Consider the following 15,154-nt stretch of genomic DNA (forward strand, 5'->3'; position numbering starts at 1 on the left):
GCTGGCGAACACGTCATAGGTGCCGGCCACGGTGCTGCCGTCGGCCAGAGTCAGTGGCTGGGTCTCGATGATGCGCCGGCCGTCGAGGTGCTTGAACTCGTGCTGGACCGCCGGGATCATCAGCTTGCCGTCGACACCGCCCTGCAGGGCGACTTGGCGCGGCGAAAAGGTGAATTCCAGCATCTCGGTCGACGTGTTGGCCTGCCAATCGGTGGCCTCCACGATCAGCTGGTAGTCGCCCTCCTCAAGGGAAGGAAACATGATCGGATATTCGAGCTGGAAACGCCCCTCTCCTGCCTGCCTGGCCGACAGCGAGATATTCTCATCTGTTGGCCCGCCTGACAGGCGCACCGCGGTCACTTGAGGATCGTTATCTCGGTCGTCGGACACCAGGATCTCGATCGCATCAAGGGAGGTGATGGAGGTGTCGTCACCTCGGTTGATGGTGATGGAAGGCGCCGTGGTGTCACGATAGAACGAAGTGTTCAGGGACTTGCTGGTCTCGTTCCAGTTGCGGTCCACCACTGTAGCGGTGGTATTGGTGTACTGCCCCTCATCAAGCTCCTTGAGATCGAAGGTGAAGTAGAAATCGTTGGCGGTGGGTCGGTCGGTGCGGATCGGCGCCAGCTCCACCGTGCCGCCATCCGCCCCCTGGAGCGCCAGGTTGGCGTCCTGGAGGTAGAACCAGTTGTAGAAGCTCCCCGTGTCGCTGCTGGGTTCACGGGCATGCAGCGTCAGCTGGCGGCTCTCAGGGTCGATCGCGTGGGAGATGATCTCGGGATCGGTGAAGTCGTAGTAAATGTTTGCCGCGTGGCGCCGCGAGACGAGGTTGCTGTTGCTGGCGTGATAGCTGTACGTCACGTTCCCCGGCAGGCGGCCTTGGTCCTTCCCGTCACCCCAGGGGCGATCGATGGTAACGGTGACGCGGCTCTGGCCGGGCTCGATGTAGAAATCCTTCGTCGAGTACCCAACGGTGAGGCGCTGGCGATAGGGCCTGGGTTCGACCTCAAACTCGACCTTGGCGATGCGCCGGCCGGTGCTGTTGTTGAGGTTCAGGCGTTCCAGCGGGTCGAGTTCCACACGGTGGCCGGTCTCGGTGATATGCACGGCATCCACCACCACCGGTGCCGGCGCAGTGGACGTCGAGAGCGAGATGTTTGCCATCACGGAGCCATTGTTGGCGAAATTGTCGCCGTACCACCACTCCAGCTCGTTTTCCCCATGCTGGACGAGCTCATGCTTGCCTGACAGGTAGTAGGCGTACTCGCTGTCCTCGAAGAGCTTCTTGTCACCGGCAATATCGTCCGTCAGCACACCACGGTTGAGCGAGCGCGGACGAAGGCCATAGGGGGTGTAGTCTGCGTAGTTGGCCAGGGGGATGCGGAACACCAGCTGCACGGGGTTCTCTCGAACCTCCATGCCGTCGGTGAACGGGACATACCCTGCCATGTTGTTCCAGCTACCGGAGCTGCTCGGCGAGTAAACCGCGACTGGTTCGGGCTTCCCGCCATGATCGGGGGACTGGTCCCAGCCAATTCGGTCGGTGATTTCCCGATAGTTGCCCGCCCTGTCGACCAGGCGGAACGTGACGTCGTACATGGCCTCGGGGTGCACCATGACGCTCTGCACCTGCTCCAGATCTACCGAGGCGGCGCCAGCACTGATGTTGATGCCTTCGATGAGGCGCTCCGTTCCTTGAGCATCCCTGGCGATGAAATCGACACGATCGAGTTGAGCGCCGGCGGTCGTGATGCCTTCGATGTAGAACGAGCCGAAGTTGGTCCAGGAGCCTGGGCCGGCACCGGGGCCGGCTATGCGGTTGCCGTTCCCGTCGTCATGCACCACCCGGGAGTCCGACGAGATATAGATGGTCTGGTTCGCTGTCGGGGCCGTGACATCGACCATCAAGGGGTAGTCCCGCGACTGAATGACCTCGCCAGTTGAAGAGAGGATCTCGGAGCGGATCAGGTATTCCCCCTCACCGGGCGCCGGGAGCGACAGGCGAGTCCCATAGAAGTCGTCGCCACCGGCGGAAATCCGGTCATCGGCCCCCAGCAAACCACTCGTGGCACTGTCGATCTGTGAGCCGTCCTGGCGAAGGAGAGAAACACGGATTCGGCGATCAATACCCGCCCGGAGGGTAAATTCGATGTCGCCTGTCGGATTGGCGAACCTCTCGCCATGCGACAGGGTGCGTTGCTCCCCGGCGGGGGTCGCGAAACTGTATTCGACTAGGTCTGCGACGGCCTGGCCTGATGCCATTGCCGTTGCCCCTGCCATGGCGGTAAGCAGGGCCCTGAGGGGTGACCGTATTAAGTGTCGGCTTGCCATGGATGTTCCTCCTGGACGACGACCGTTGTTCTCTTGCTGTCTACGCGAGACGGAGCTTTTCATGGCGCACTTTACGTCGCTCAGGCGCCAGCCACCTGCCTTGACGTGCCCTTCAAGAGCGCAATGAGAGAAAACATCGCCCCCCCCAGCGCCCTGACGCGCCAAGGCCCGCATGAGCGGGCCTTGGCGTGATGAGTGAGCCCCTGGGCAAGGCCCGGGGACGGCTAGAAGGTGCCGTAAAGCTTCGATTTACCGTCCTTGAAGGACTTGACCTTGAAGGCTTCGGTCTTCGGTCCCGGCATACCCGGGGAGCCGGACGGCATACCCGCCAGAGTGAGCCCGCTCACCTTGGGCTTCTCCTTGAAGAGCTTCTCGATCGCCTTGAAGGGGACATGTCCCTCCACCGCGTAGCCTCCGATCGAGAGGGTATGGCATGAGGTTTCGCCGGCAGGGATTCCTGCTTTCTGCTTGATCTTGGCCATCTGCTCGGTGGGTACGACCTTGACCTTGATGCCATTGGCCCGCAGATGCTCGGCATGACCGGCACAGCAACCGCAGTTGGGGTTCTTGAACATGACGGCTTCGTCGGGGATCGAAGCGTGGGCGATACCGGTGCCGAGGATCATCAGGGCACCAGCCGTGGTGAGGACGCGGGGAAGAATACGCATGACGGATCTCCTGTAGGAACTGACGACGAGCTTACGTCGTGTCAGCACCAGTCCTCCTGTCCTGACGTTCCCTTGAAGGGTGCGACGACACGGCAGCGGCCACCCTCTCGCTCAAGACCTCCAGGGCGCGTCGCCGCTTGGCGGCTGGCGGATGTGTGGCGAAGAGATCGAACGTGGGCTCGAATTGGCCCACCAGGTGCGCGAACAGGGTGATGCCTGGCGCGGTACCGACATGCTCAGCAGCGAACCGGTCGGCCCGGTACTCCATGCGCCGTGATGCCCAGCGATCGAAGAGCACGAAGATCCAGAAACCGACGCGGCGCCCTACCCTGCCGATCAGGCTGAGACACCGGAAGAGGAAGAGGAGCGGTCGGGTTAGCAAGGTCAGCAACGGGAGAATCTGCACCAGCCTGAGCGTGGCGTTCATGGCAGCGTGACGCAGCCGATCGAACAACACGATGCTGCGCAGTGCCAACAGCCAGACCGACTGGCTCTGGGTGTCGCCATAGCGTGCATGGGCCACCTCATGCGCCAGCACCCACTGGACCACGGGGGTGGGCTGAAACAGGATGCCGTCGCTGATCATGATGGAGTGGCGTCGCCAGGGGCTGCTGAGGATGAAGGCGACGATCCCGCCCACCGGGAGCCGGCGCAACTCGATGCGGCCGACCTTGTAGCGTCGTGCCAGCGAGTCGACGAACACCTGGTGGGGGTGGTCCTTCTCGAACCGCTGCCCTGTCTGGCCACACACGCTGCGCAGGCGTGCGTTCATCGTGACCGCCATGTGTCCCAGCGCCAGCAAGGCCATGCAGGGCACCAAGATCCAGAGCGAGGTCGACAGGACCCAGCCGCTCTCTGGTGGCAGCGGGATCGTCGTTCCCGCCCAGGACAGCGGTGGGTACGCGGCGAGTCCGGCGAGATCATCAGGCAGCGGCACCTCAGGAATGGCCCCGCCCAGGAACCTCCACAGCCAGGACCATGCCTCGCGATACAGCCACAGCGGCAACATGACGACGGTGGCCATGGCGGTGCCTATGCCCAACAGGGCCCCCGTCCAGCGGATGAGCGCAATCATCAGGACAGGAAGGGCTGTAGGACGTGGAGCATGTACAGGTAGGGGGCTCTCATCAGGTCGCGCTCCATGACCAGTACCGCCAGGGTGGCGAGGAAACCGGACACGATTCCCAGCGTGAACCACAGCAGCCTGGAAGGCTGTCCGTTGGGGGTATGGGGTGATTGGTACCGGCGATAATCGGTCGGCCCACGCCCTGCCGGCCTGTGCGCGGCTCCTTGCGCCGGAGGCATCGTCACGCTGCCGTGCACGTGCCCACGATCGCCCCGGAATTGCTTCGGGTGGTAGTAGATGTCGTCCATCTGGCCGCGCCGGATCTTCGCTTTTCGGTCGTCGTGGAGATAGTCTCGGTCATCGATGGCCATGGTGACTCCCCTGCTGTCGGAGGTGTGAGCGCCAGAGTCGGCCATCGCGCCCCCGCCAAGCGTCTGAGGACCAACGGGACAAAGGAAAGGGAGCTGATGAGAGGATCAGCGGTGCGAGCACTGGACCGGACTCGGGACCAGCTCCCTTACGTTTGGCTGCTGCACCCTGCGAGACGCTTCATGAACCCGGAGATGGCGCGATGGTCACTCTTTCCAAGGCCCAGTATCCCGAAAACCTGACCATGTCTCAGGTCGTGCAGTGCCCTTCAAGGGCGTTTAGAAGGGAGTAGGGCTGGGTTGCCGCACTGGCCGCCCCTGTCGTGGCGCTAACTCTGGGGCGGATTGAGCCGCGTATCGAGGGCGAAAGGCTCCTCGATGACGAGCTCGAAGAGCCCCTCAGCGGTGACCGGGTTCATCACGATGTTGCGACTGTACCGTGACACGGTTGAAGGCACGATGATGAAGGGGTGCTGGGAGAGGAGCTTGTCGCCGTGGGCTTGTTGGCCCTGACCGGGGGAGCCGGGCACAAGCCAGTTGGGGTTGGGCAGCGAGGCCGCCGTCACCTCGAAGACTCGGGACGGGTCGAGAATGCGAGCGCAGAGGAGCACGTGGGGAACCGTGTCCAGCGCCTTGAAGCCCTTGTGCGCGGCCACCTCCAGGATCGCGGTGGACGGGTCGAGCGAGCCATAGACCGCCGCTCTCCCCTTCGAATTCCAGCGACCGCCACCGAGCTCGGCGCCGATCCCGCTATCCCAGGTCGCCACGTGACGCTTGCGCTCGAGGCGCCACAGACAGAGTTCGGTGCTGGTCGAGGCCCCCGCCATCAGGTGTAGACCCCGTAGTCCAGACGGGTCAGGAAGTCATCGACCAACTCATAGCCGACCTGCGTGGTGATCAGGTCGATCGGCTTGCGCCCCTCGAGCCCCATGGCCGGGGTGGTCATCCAGCGCTGCGCCTCCTCGGGATCACCGAACACATCCTCCGCCTTGGTCAGGATCTCGGCGAACCGCCAGGTGCGGCTGCTCTGCTCTGCGCTGAGGGGCTCGGGCTTATTGACGCGACGGTACAGGGTGCGCTCGGACATGCCGATCACCTTGGACACGATCAGCTTGTCATGGAAGAGGTTGACCGACTCGATGAAGTGGATGACCTCCTTGGACGGCAGGCCCTTCTCGATCATCTCGTGGACCTCGAAAGCGCTCCGCGTCTTGGCGGCCTGATTGCCCAGCAAGCGCTTCAGGGTGCGCTCCAGGAGGCTGGTCTCCTGGTCGGTGCGATCTTCGGCGACGGTCATGGCGAGGCCCTCCTACAGTGCCATCTGACACCAGAATAGCGCCAGATGGCAGTTGCGTCGATACCCTCCTGCTGCACACCCCATCGCTGGCCATGCACTTGCACGTGTGCAGGGTGAGATTTCGCCTCGACCTGCCCCAGTGCGGGGAAATGCGGACTCTCAGCCGTGGCCGCCAGTCGTGGGGTGTGGTATCAGGATGGGTCCCGATCATCGTCAACGCTGGAGGCGCCATGCCCCGTCAATCATTCAGTGAAGTCTGGCACCTCTGGGTTGCTCCCGATTTCAGCCGTGTCGAGCGAGGCGAGATAGAGCCGCCCTGGGTGGATCAGCGCCAGGTCGACTTTACGGCCCTGCGCCAGCTGTACATGGACACCTTCTCCAATGGCCTCGTTGACATCAGAGTCCCCAACGACACGATCGATCAGGTGACGGTCCACTTTCGCGAGATGTCCGGCACGGGAGGAGTAAGCGAGAGCATGCGCTGCCGGGATTTCGCTAACGGACTCCTCGAGGCCTCCAGGCAGCAGAATGGCCCAGTGGTGGATGTGGCAGCCGTCTGGGACGGATTGCACCATCTCGCGGAGCGTCGCTTGGTACCGCCTCCGATCGTCCTGCCGATGCTGGTCGAGGCGGAAGACTTCGAAGACATGGTGTCAGTGCAGATTGCCGCGAAGATGCGTCTGGGCATGATGTCGGGCCATCCCCTTGAAGAAATGCTGAGTGGCAGAAAGTCCCAGGAGCGCGGAGATCAGCAGGGGTACCTGCCAGAAGCGTTCCGCGCCCGGCTCGAGGAGATCCTGGGGGCCGAGTACATCGCGGAGGCAGTAGTGGACTGCGGCGTGGCCCATGACCCGCATCCAGAGTGGGTGCCCAAGCTGTAGGCTGATGCCACGCACGCCCTTCCGATCCAACACCGGAGTCTTCATGTCTCGCCAGCCCTTCCGTGCCGTATGGCACCTGCTACTCACCATTGATTTCGGCCGCGTGGACAGGGGTGAGATAGTAGCGCCCTGGGTGAATCAGGCCAGCCTGGATTTCCAGCACCTGCGCGATGTGCTCCAGGGCGCGGTCAATTATCCTCGCACCAACGTCAGGGTTGCCAACGACACGATCGACCTGCTCACGATTCGAGCGCGACATGGAGCCTTCGATGGAGCGGATGCGACGGGTATCCGTTGTCTGGACTTTGCCAACGCCTTGCGGATGGAGGCGGAAAAGCAAAAAGGGACGGTGATCGATGTCAGTCACGCTTGGGCCGGACTGCACTCATTGTCCAACCGTGCCGTGGTGCCACCACCCATGCTCTTGCCGTTGGTGATAGAGGCCGACGATGAAGGTGACCTACTCAATGCGTGGTGGTCTGCAATGGCAGCGCTGAGTATCGCCTCCCCCCTGGAGAGGATCGCCAGTGCATTTAGAGGTGAATCGCCTGACATTGCACGTGAGGACGGGGTGGGTGTGTTACCTGAGGCTCTGCGCCGGGAGATCGAGAGCCTGTTTGGCATCGACTACGACCCTTCAGTGATACTGGATGACGTGTCGGTCGACACGCTACCGGCTGGGGCTTAGCCGCAATATGGCGTGAACGGGATGCGCCTGCTGCCAGGTGTGGCCGGCGCCAGCTACAGGGAGCGTGAGATCGGAAGAGACCTCACTTGTAGTAGTCCGGTTTGAACTCGGGCTCATCGAGCAGCTCAAGCCAACGCTTGCACTGGTCCGGTTGCTCCATGAACAGTTTCACCAAGCCTGGTGTCCAGAGGTCGCCCCGGGAGGGGTCGCCCTCGGTGATGGCATCGCAGACCAGCTTCAGCCCATCGTGCAGGGCGATCGACAAGGCCGAGCGCTGTTCATCGTCCAGGTCGGTTTGCAAGACTCGGCAGAGGGCCTTGACGGTACTTGCCGCTTTCTCGTATCGCCAGTCGGGGGTTGGCACGGTACGTCTCCTTTCGGCAAGTGGTGTAGGGCTTAGCCTACCCCCTTTTGCACCCGCTGTGTGATGCGGCTCAGAACAGCTCTGCCTGCTCCGGCTCCCGGGTGGCGGGGTCGTCCTCGAGCGCGTCCTGCAGCGCCGTCACCACGGAGAGGAGCTGCTCGGCGCTCTCCTCGGTGAGCTCGTTGAACCAGCGCCTGGCGATCGCATCGCCGGGGAGGTCGCTGGAGACCCAGCGTCCCTGGATGTAGAGCTCGGCATCGCTGACGCGGCCACAGCCCTGACAGACCTGATACTCGAGGTCTGCCTTGAGTGGGCCGTTGCGGGCCTTGCCTCTGTCGGTCGCGCCGCCGCATGGGCACTGCATGGCGTTTCTCCTTGGCCGGCGTTGTGGTGCCGGCAGCATGCCGATTATCCAGATTATCGAGGTTATGCAAGGCGCCGCCTACCACGCATGCGCCAAGGTGTTCCGGTAGAACCCCCAGGGCAGGTGCAGGACCTTGGCCTCCAGCCTGTCGGGTACCCCGCCCTCCGCTGCCAGCTGCAGGGTGAAGCGCAAGTCGCCGGAACCTAGCACCTCTACAGCATCACTGGTCGGCTCGGACACCACCGCCAGCGCCATGTTGCGCGGCAGGGTATTGCTCTGGGCGATGCGGGCTGCCTCAGCGGGCAGTATCTCTGCCGCCGCGCCCACTTCGGGGCCCTGCATGGTGTCGCGCACCCAGGTCGTCCCAAGCAGCAGCTGACTGGCCACGGCGAACCGACGATCGTGCGAACCGCGCTGCGCGGCTTCGACCTTGATGAACAGCGGGAAGCTGGCCAGGGTCTCGAAGCCGGCGAAGAATCGCTCGGCGTCCTGCCGTGACATCCTCTCCAGGTCGAACCGATCGATCATCCCGTGCTGGTCGAACGGCAGCCCCACCATCAGCGCCAGCTCGTGCCGATAGTCCCCCAGACCGCTAACCAGGATCTCGAGCTGGAGCATGTCCCCGCGATGGGTGACCCGGTCAACCGCGACCTGCATCCGCTCATTCATGGCCATGGCCAGTTCTGCGCCCTGGGCAAGGATGGCCTGCTGGAGGGAGGCTCGGCGTTCCATCGAGGCGTCGACCTGGTCGGCCAGTGCCTCAGGGTCGATCAGCTCGGACACGGCCCGGCGATGACGCGAGATCGATGCCAGCAGGTGCTCGGCCCGACGCGCCCGCCGGGAGGCTTCCGCCGCATCGTAGGTGGCGTCGATCAGGGTCCGCAGTTCGTCCTGAAGGCGCTGGTTCTGCCGAGTGAGGTGCTCGAGCGCCAGCTGCTGCTCGTGGTCGCTGTGTAGCGCCGCAATGCGCTCCTGGAGCACCTTGTCGTCAACGGCAAGCCGAACCCGTAGGGTCAGCGCCGGCCGGCCCTCCTCGTTCACTGACAGGGTCTCCTCGAGGGTCTCGGCCTCGATCATGGCGGCAGACAGCACCGTGACGGACTCCGCGAGATCCCCGGCCTCGGTGAGCGTGGTCTCCCGGGCCACATAGCTGCCGGCCTGGCGAGCGCCCTCCTCGCGCAGCCGCGTGTGGAGCAGCTCCCTGGCCTGATTGACGGTGTCATCATCGTGCAGGACGTAGCGGTCCTCGAGCACCGTCTCGAAGGCGTGGGCCGCCGCGCCGAACACCAGAGGTAGGCAACAGGCCCCAATGGCAGCACCGCGCAGGAGTCGACCTCCCCACCCCATGTGCCGTTGTTCCGTGGCAACACGGATCATCGCGATTCCTCCCAGGCGCAGGTGTATCGCTCACCCGCTCGATCAATGACCGCCGTGTGCAGGAGCGCCTCGGGCATACCACGGCCACCCTCCAGCTGGGCGATCCGATAGCGGTAGCGCTGGGTGTCAGCGTCCTCCCAGCCCCCGGTCAGCACATCTTGTGGGGCCACACGCGCCAGCATCACCCCGGTGCGTGCGGCGAACTCGGCCTGGCGCCCCATGCCAGCCACGCAGTAGCGACCCTGGGCATCCCAGCCATCCACCAGAGGGGCATCCCCCTCGGGCCGGCTGGCGGTGCTGCCACAGGCGGCGAGAGCGAGGATCACCACCCCGCCGGCCACCTGTCGCAACCGGGCCCGGTTCACAGCGCAGTGGCGTCACGGGACGGCGTGACGCGGGCGGCGGTGGTCTCCTCTCCGGTGTCGCTCTCCGGGTCATAGGCCGGCTGGCCCGCCACCCGGTCCATCAACCGCTCGTAGGCCTCGTCGAGCTCATTGGACGGCCCGAAGGCATCCAGCGCCCGGTTGAACTCGCGGTAGGGGAGCTTGACCAGGGTGTAGGCCCGGTAGCCCCGGGGCCCCGCCTGGATCTCGCGAGCGATGTCGTCGACGCCGGCCAGGTTCACCTGGTCAACGAAGCTGTTGATGATATAGCGGTATTGCGAGTCGCTGGACCCGACCATGGTGTCCTCGGCGGACAGCTCCATGTTCACCTCCTTGGCGACGTCGTAGCGGGCCTGGAGGTTGGACTTGCGAATCGCGTTGGTGAGATCCGGACTCTCGCCGATCCCCACCCCGTACATGCCGCTCCCGTCGGGACGCGGCTTGCTCAGCACCCACGCCGGCAGGCTGTCGAGCTGCTCCTCGCCGGCCTTGATCCGCAGCTTGGCCAGCTCTGCCTCCCGCTCCTGAAGGCGCTCGTGGATCTTGGCCTCTTGTTTGAGCGCCTTGTCGATCGGGGATGACGAGCAGCCCATCAGCAGGACCGGTACCAGCGCCAGTGCCGGCAACATCATGACTTTGCGCATGTCGGTTTCCTTTTCTGACATCCACAGGCCTCGGTGATCGAGGCTGTTACATGGCGCGGCGTCCTGCCGGGCACCTCGCGCAGATAGACCGCCTGGCGGCTGACCTACCCGCGGATGCGAGGATTTGCTGTCGAAGGCCTCCTGTTCTGTCGTGACGACGTCAGCGGTGGTGCCATGGCTGGACGCCCTGCACCTCCCCCTCGTGCAGCTGCTCCGTCAGGGCTTCCAGCTGGTGGAGCCGCCGTCGGCCGACCCCGGCACCGCCGGGCAGGTCCACGGTGTACCACCCACCGCGACCCTCGATGATGGTGGGCTCGGTCCCCATGGCGGCCATGTATGCGTCGCGGTAGGCCCCCAGCACGGGTTTCGGGTCACGCGACCTCATGGTTTCGCCCCTTGCCCGGCGTCGGGATGATCGAGGGTGAGCACGTCACTGCCGATCGGCGCCTCCCAGCAACGAATGGCCTGAATCTCATGGTCCTCGAGGCGCAGCCGCGTCTTGAGGCGAGCCGCTAGGCGATCGGGCGTGACGCCGCCGCCGGCGGTCCAGGGCGCCATGATGACGCCCCGGGCGAAGACCTCGTCGCCTTCATCGACGCCGGCCATCGCCTGCTGGTTGGCCACCTCGATCAGCGGGGTGATGCGGTCCCCTTCGGCCCGGAAGGCATTCCGACTGTGGACCCAGCCCCACTCCCGGTACTCCACCCCTGCCGCGTTGCGGGCATAGGCGATCAGGATCACCTGCCAGTGCATGGCCAGGCGCTGAGCATCGCCATAGATGGCGTCGACCTGGTGCGGCGGAACCATGGCGAGTACCCCGTAGCCGCGTTCGGTGACTTCGCCGCCGGCTTCGACCTGGGCGTGGTCGACATAGCGCCAGCAGTAGGCCTGCTGGCAGAACCGGCTGGCGCGACGCAGCCGGGATGCGCGTTTCTTCTGCTGGTGACTCATGGGGCGTCTCGGGCGTCCTCTGGTCTGACATGTCGTTGGGCGAAAGCCCTTGGGTCCAGCTTACCGATTCCGCGGATTACGCAAGGGCTTCTCGGTATCGATGGTGTCCGGCGCCAGCACACGCTGTCACGACGCAACGGCGAGGCGCGGTTCATCGCGGCAGCGCCTGGCAGCCAGCGGGTGTCATGCGAAATCCATCCCCCGTCCAGTAGTGGAGCACCTGGGTCACGGCGATGCCGGCAGCCACGGGCACCTGCTGGTACGCGGCACAGCCCTCTGGGGTGACCCCGACCCGCTCCCAGCGAGTCAGCACCTCGCCGGCGGCGTTGCGCACGGTGGTGGGCGCTCCGTCGGGGTGGCTATCCGGGGGCGGGCTGGCCGCGGCCGGCAAGGTCGCGATCAGGAGGCACCAGGGCGCCAGCCGCGTCAGGCCGCCGCGAGCCGGGTGTGGCTTAGAAGCGGACACGATAGTTCACCATGGCGGCGGTATCGGGCGATGCATCACGGTCGTGGCCGGGCTCAAGGGTGTGCACGAGATTGACCTGCAGGGCGCTGCGTTCGCTGGGCAGGTAGGTGTAGCCGAGCTCGATATCCTGCTGGCGCCCGGAAGGCGACAGCGAGGCGCTACGCGACTCTCGGAGCACCGTGCCGTCGAGGGTGCGTCCGACCGGGACCGACAGCGTCGCGGTGGCGCTGTCGAGGCGCATCGGCTGGCGGTAGCCCAGCGCAGCGAGGTGGCGATCGCTGGTCCACTGGAACCCCATGCCGAACTCCTCGGCCTGGATGCCCTCGATGCGTTTGATCAGGCCACTGGGGTGGGCATCACCACGGCCCTGGTCATAGTGGACGAAGGCGCGCAGCCGGGGAGCCAAGGTGGCGTCGAGGGTCACGCTGCCGAATGTCATGCGGTTGCGCTCTCCGAGGGACAGGGCACCGTGGCCCTGGGCCCCCAGCAGCCCCTGGGACTCGTTGAGCACGCCGACGGTGCTGGTCAGGCCGATGTCGTCGGTCAGCGCCATGTGCAGCCCCAGATCGGTGCGGCTGGCCTTGTAGCGACTGTCGAGCGCCGAGGTCTCGTCGCGGCCGTCGCCGGCCCAGTGCTTGGCGACAAGCGCCAGCTGGCCACCCAGCGGGACTTCCGTGCGCAGGCCATTCACGGCGTCGAGCCCTTCGGTCAGCGCGGAGCCGCCCTGGTACGAGAGCATCGGCATCATGCCCGATTGGCCATAGGCGCTCAGCGGGTCCGTCTCATCACCAGCGAAGTGAAAGGCGGTCCACTGGCTGGCGCCCAAGCGTCCGTCGAGGCGACTGGCCAGGGTCTCGCCATGGCCGTTGTGGGTAGCACTGAAGCGGAATGCCCTGAAGGTGCCGTCGAACCGCTGGCGCTGCTCGGGCGATGCCGCCGAGAGTCGTGCCATGCGGTCGCGCATGGTCCGGTCCCGGGCATGGCGGGGCTGGCTCTGTCCCGACAGGTCAACGAGGTAATCCCGGCCCAGGTCGTCGAAGGCCGCTACGCCGGCCAGGGCACCACTGGTAGCGAGGCTGTCGCCGTAGGCGCCGGACAGTTCGGCCATGCTCTGGTGCGCCTCCACCGCGGGCCCATCGACCTGGCTGCCGGTGGGCACGGCGAGGGTGCCGGCCGGTGCCAGGGCCTCGAGGATGTCGGCTTCCCCCTGCCCCAGGTAGTAGGTGCCGCAGTTGGCGGTCCCGCTGGCGCCACAGGTGTTGCTCTGGAACAGCGGCGAGCTCTGGTCGGCGGTGTCCAGCAGGTGCTGGGTGACCGTGGCGGCATCCAGGTGCGGCCAGCGCTCGATGATGGCGGCGGCGTATTCGGCGACCTGTGGCGCCGAGATGGACGTCCCACCCCAGTAAGCGTAGGTGTCGTCGCCGTCAGCAGTCGCGGCCACGGCATCCCAGGGCGCCGTCAGGAAGCGTGACTGCCAGTTGGCATCGTCACCGGGGTGATTGCTCTGGGGGTCGAGGATGAGCTCGTCGTTGGCGTCCCGGGTCGAGCCCCCGACGATCAGCATGCGCTCGAAGATCTCCGCGTGCTGGTGGATCGGGTTCGACGACTGCATGGGCTGGCCGTCATTGCCGGCGGCGATGACGTAGACGCTCCCCAGGCCGTCGTTGCTGGTGATGATCTGCTCAAGCGAGGTCAGGGCGTTGACCCCACGGTACGACGCTGCCGGGTCCGGGGCATCGATACGTCCACTCCAGCTGTGGTTGATGACCCGGGCGCCCTCGGTGGCCAGATAGCCCACGCTGTAATCGAGCACGTTGGTGGCGGCGAGGCCGGCGTTGTCGTCATCGGACACCTTGGCCAGTAGCAGGCCGGTGTGACTTGGCGCCTGGGCGACCAGGGAGGCGATGGCGGTCCCGTGGTCCTCGTCGCCACTGACGTCGGTGCTGCTGTCGATGAGGTTGGTTGCCCCGAGCAGGTGGGGCTCGATCGTCTCGTGGGTCAGGTGAAACCCGCTATCGGCGACGCCGACCACCACGGCGCCATCCGGGCTGGGCGTTTGGGCATTGTCGCTTGGTGCGGTGCTCTCCGGCGCTGGCGCGGGCTCGTGGACGCCGTCAGGGTCGCTGGACTTCGTAGAGCCACCTCCACCGCCGAGGCAGCCGGTGAGCAGGAAGGCGATGGCTGACAGCGCCAGCAGGGTCGCGTAACGGGGCTTGGTCATGGGCGGTATGCGGCGATGGCCTGACGGCACAGCACCGGCATCTCCTGGTATCCGTGGGTGTCGTGTCGATGCCCAGATTACGGATATTTCAGATGATGCAAGGGGCGTGAAAGCCCCTTCATGGGCGCTCATTCAAAGAAAACCGCCAGAGCCGGAGCCCAGGAGGAATCAGCCACAATTTCCCCGCTAGTGCGAGGAACCCAGGATTGCCGGCATCCGGCCGCTCTCCAGCCACCGTTCACCCCGCGTCCGCGGGGAACACTTGATATGGCTTCGAGTGTCACAGTACCCCAGCCGCACCCCCGCTTCTGCGGGAAGCATGAGAGCAGCAGGAACTTCTTCGTCCAGGTGCTTCGCACACCCACGCTGTCGCGGGGAACCCGACGCCTGCCTCCCCGTACACCCCCGCGCCTGCGGGGAACCCGACAGTCGTCACATAGCGAAGATGACATCCACCCGTACACCCCCGCGCCTGCAGGGAACCCGGGATTGCCGGCATCCGGCCGCTCTCCAGCCACCGCACACCCCCGTTGTCGCGGGGAACCCGACGCCTGCATCATTACGGGGCTCCTGCCTCCCCGTTCACCCCCGCGTCCGCAGGGAACTCATTGAGGAGATGCGATATCGCCTCGGCGAAGACCGTACACCCCCGCGTCCGCGAGGAACCCGGCTCGGTCGGCCCCTGGGAAGCCTGTCGTGACCGTCCACCCCCGTCTGCGGGGAACCCTATATGGATCGATGCTGGCAAACTACAGTTTTCCGCTCGCCCCCGCGTCCGCGGGGAACTCTCCGCGTGCCCCTAATCCGTCGCCCACTGTGTCCGTCTACCCCCGCCCTGGCGGGGAACACAACAATCAGCATTTTTCCCCGCAGTACCACGCCCGTACACACCCGCTGTCGCGGGGAACTCGTGCACACCCGACATGAACACGGGAATGCCAACCCGCTCACCCCCGCGTCCGCGGGGAACTCTGTCCCTGGCCGTAATAATCGCGTAATGCGGCCCGTACACCCCCGCATCCGCGGGGAACTCGTGGGACAGGGCGAGAAGCCCAGCATCCAGCGCCGTACACCCCCGCGTCCGC

17 protein-coding genes are annotated in these 15,154 nt (G+C 65.3%); 2 read left to right on the plus strand and 15 right to left on the minus strand.

Annotated features, from left to right (window positions below; all coding sequences use genetic code 11):
• The 6 genes from ACOMD9_RS10355 to parS form a co-directional block, all read right to left on the minus strand.
• Positions 1-2,262: DUF4165 domain-containing protein (locus ACOMD9_RS10355; protein ID WP_421414457.1), on the minus strand; the 2,262-nt coding region annotated here is incomplete at its 3' end.
• Between the two features lie 293 nt (positions 2,263-2,555).
• The gene (locus ACOMD9_RS10360) at positions 2,556-2,999 is read right to left on the minus strand and encodes a DUF411 domain-containing protein (protein WP_421414459.1); all 444 of its coding nucleotides are present in this window, start codon (positions 2,997-2,999) and stop codon (positions 2,556-2,558) included.
• Between the two features lie 31 nt (positions 3,000-3,030).
• On the minus strand, positions 3,031-4,023 hold the full coding sequence (locus tag ACOMD9_RS10365; protein WP_421414461.1) for a M48 family metalloprotease: 993 nt from the start codon (positions 4,021-4,023) through the stop codon (positions 3,031-3,033).
• Positions 4,024-4,073: 50 nt separating this feature from the next.
• Positions 4,074-4,436 (minus strand): hypothetical protein, encoded by a 363-nt coding sequence (locus tag ACOMD9_RS10370; RefSeq protein ID WP_421414463.1) that lies wholly within the window; start codon positions 4,434-4,436, stop codon positions 4,074-4,076.
• Between the two features lie 326 nt (positions 4,437-4,762).
• Complete coding sequence (locus ACOMD9_RS10375) at positions 4,763-5,260, minus strand: RES family NAD+ phosphorylase (protein WP_421414464.1); 498 nt, start codon at positions 5,258-5,260, stop codon at positions 4,763-4,765.
• Complete coding sequence (gene parS / locus ACOMD9_RS10380; protein ID WP_421414467.1) at positions 5,260-5,730, minus strand: type II RES/Xre toxin-antitoxin system antitoxin; 471 nt, start codon at positions 5,728-5,730, stop codon at positions 5,260-5,262. The genes ACOMD9_RS10375 and parS overlap by 1 nt, the downstream gene beginning before the upstream one ends.
• A 230-nt stretch (positions 5,731-5,960) precedes the next feature.
• Here parS and ACOMD9_RS10385 point away from each other — a divergent pair, with 230 nt between their 5' ends.
• Both ACOMD9_RS10385 and ACOMD9_RS10390 read left to right on the plus strand, forming a co-directional pair.
• On the plus strand, positions 5,961-6,611 hold the full coding sequence (locus ACOMD9_RS10385) for a hypothetical protein (protein WP_421414469.1): 651 nt from the start codon (positions 5,961-5,963) through the stop codon (positions 6,609-6,611).
• Between the two features lie 43 nt (positions 6,612-6,654).
• Positions 6,655-7,299, plus strand: coding sequence for a hypothetical protein (locus ACOMD9_RS10390; protein ID WP_421414472.1), 645 nt, complete (start codon positions 6,655-6,657; stop codon positions 7,297-7,299).
• Positions 7,300-7,381: 82 nt separating this feature from the next.
• On the opposite strand, the gene ACOMD9_RS10395 is transcribed toward ACOMD9_RS10390, so the two are convergent.
• From ACOMD9_RS10395 to ACOMD9_RS10435, 9 genes are all read right to left on the minus strand, one after another.
• Positions 7,382-7,663: a hypothetical protein gene (locus tag ACOMD9_RS10395; protein WP_421414474.1), complete on the minus strand. Its 282-nt coding sequence runs from the start codon at positions 7,661-7,663 to the stop codon at positions 7,382-7,384.
• Between the two features lie 70 nt (positions 7,664-7,733).
• Complete coding sequence (locus ACOMD9_RS10400; RefSeq protein WP_421414476.1) at positions 7,734-8,027, minus strand: hypothetical protein; 294 nt, start codon at positions 8,025-8,027, stop codon at positions 7,734-7,736.
• Between the two features lie 78 nt (positions 8,028-8,105).
• Positions 8,106-9,404, minus strand: a complete 1,299-nt coding sequence (locus ACOMD9_RS10405; protein WP_421414478.1) for a hypothetical protein — start codon at positions 9,402-9,404, stop codon at positions 8,106-8,108.
• Positions 9,401-9,733 (minus strand): hypothetical protein, encoded by a 333-nt coding sequence (locus ACOMD9_RS10410; protein ID WP_421414479.1) that lies wholly within the window; start codon positions 9,731-9,733, stop codon positions 9,401-9,403. Before ACOMD9_RS10410 ends, ACOMD9_RS10405 begins: the two co-directional genes overlap by 4 nt.
• 32 nt (positions 9,734-9,765) lie before the next feature.
• Positions 9,766-10,431 (minus strand): hypothetical protein, encoded by a 666-nt coding sequence (locus ACOMD9_RS10415; RefSeq protein WP_421414482.1) that lies wholly within the window; start codon positions 10,429-10,431, stop codon positions 9,766-9,768.
• Positions 10,432-10,591: 160 nt separating this feature from the next.
• The gene (locus ACOMD9_RS10420) at positions 10,592-10,816 is read right to left on the minus strand and encodes a hypothetical protein (protein ID WP_421414485.1); all 225 of its coding nucleotides are present in this window, start codon (positions 10,814-10,816) and stop codon (positions 10,592-10,594) included.
• Positions 10,813-11,382, minus strand: a complete 570-nt coding sequence (locus ACOMD9_RS10425; protein ID WP_421414487.1) for a hypothetical protein — start codon at positions 11,380-11,382, stop codon at positions 10,813-10,815. The genes ACOMD9_RS10420 and ACOMD9_RS10425 overlap by 4 nt, the downstream gene beginning before the upstream one ends.
• 151 nt (positions 11,383-11,533) lie before the next feature.
• The gene (locus tag ACOMD9_RS10430) at positions 11,534-11,848 is read right to left on the minus strand and encodes a hypothetical protein (RefSeq protein WP_421414490.1); all 315 of its coding nucleotides are present in this window, start codon (positions 11,846-11,848) and stop codon (positions 11,534-11,536) included.
• Complete coding sequence (locus ACOMD9_RS10435; protein ID WP_421414493.1) at positions 11,835-14,069, minus strand: S8 family serine peptidase; 2,235 nt, start codon at positions 14,067-14,069, stop codon at positions 11,835-11,837. The genes ACOMD9_RS10430 and ACOMD9_RS10435 overlap by 14 nt, the downstream gene beginning before the upstream one ends.
• Between the last annotated feature and the right edge of the window lie 1,085 nt (positions 14,070-15,154).

The organism is Halomonas terrestris (genome assembly GCF_049166755.1).
Classification (GTDB): Bacteria; Pseudomonadota; Gammaproteobacteria; order Pseudomonadales; family Halomonadaceae; genus Halomonas.

Excerpts from the sequence above, each read along its gene's own strand:
- ACOMD9_RS10400 (WP_421414476.1), bottom strand. The coding sequence starts at position 8,027 with ATGCAGTGCCCATGCGGCGGCGCGACCGACAGAGGCAAGGCCCGCAAC.
- ACOMD9_RS10385 (WP_421414469.1), top strand. The coding sequence starts at position 5,961 with ATGCCCCGTCAATCATTCAGTGAAGTCTGGCACCTCTGGGTTGCTCCC.
- ACOMD9_RS10425 (WP_421414487.1), bottom strand. The coding sequence starts at position 11,382 with ATGAGTCACCAGCAGAAGAAACGCGCATCCCGGCTGCGTCGCGCCAGC.
- ACOMD9_RS10390 (WP_421414472.1), top strand. The coding sequence starts at position 6,655 with ATGTCTCGCCAGCCCTTCCGTGCCGTATGGCACCTGCTACTCACCATT.
- parS (WP_421414467.1), bottom strand. The coding sequence starts at position 5,730 with ATGACCGTCGCCGAAGATCGCACCGACCAGGAGACCAGCCTCCTGGAG.
- ACOMD9_RS10405 (WP_421414478.1), bottom strand. The coding sequence starts at position 9,404 with ATGATCCGTGTTGCCACGGAACAACGGCACATGGGGTGGGGAGGTCGA.
- ACOMD9_RS10375 (WP_421414464.1), bottom strand. The coding sequence starts at position 5,260 with ATGGCGGGGGCCTCGACCAGCACCGAACTCTGTCTGTGGCGCCTCGAG.
- ACOMD9_RS10370 (WP_421414463.1), bottom strand. The coding sequence starts at position 4,436 with ATGGCCATCGATGACCGAGACTATCTCCACGACGACCGAAAAGCGAAG.
- ACOMD9_RS10365 (WP_421414461.1), bottom strand. The coding sequence starts at position 4,023 with ATGGCCACCGTCGTCATGTTGCCGCTGTGGCTGTATCGCGAGGCATGG.
- ACOMD9_RS10420 (WP_421414485.1), bottom strand. The coding sequence starts at position 10,816 with ATGAGGTCGCGTGACCCGAAACCCGTGCTGGGGGCCTACCGCGACGCA.
- ACOMD9_RS10435 (WP_421414493.1), bottom strand. The coding sequence starts at position 14,069 with ATGACCAAGCCCCGTTACGCGACCCTGCTGGCGCTGTCAGCCATCGCC.
- ACOMD9_RS10415 (WP_421414482.1), bottom strand. The coding sequence starts at position 10,431 with ATGCGCAAAGTCATGATGTTGCCGGCACTGGCGCTGGTACCGGTCCTG.
- ACOMD9_RS10360 (WP_421414459.1), bottom strand. The coding sequence starts at position 2,999 with ATGCGTATTCTTCCCCGCGTCCTCACCACGGCTGGTGCCCTGATGATC.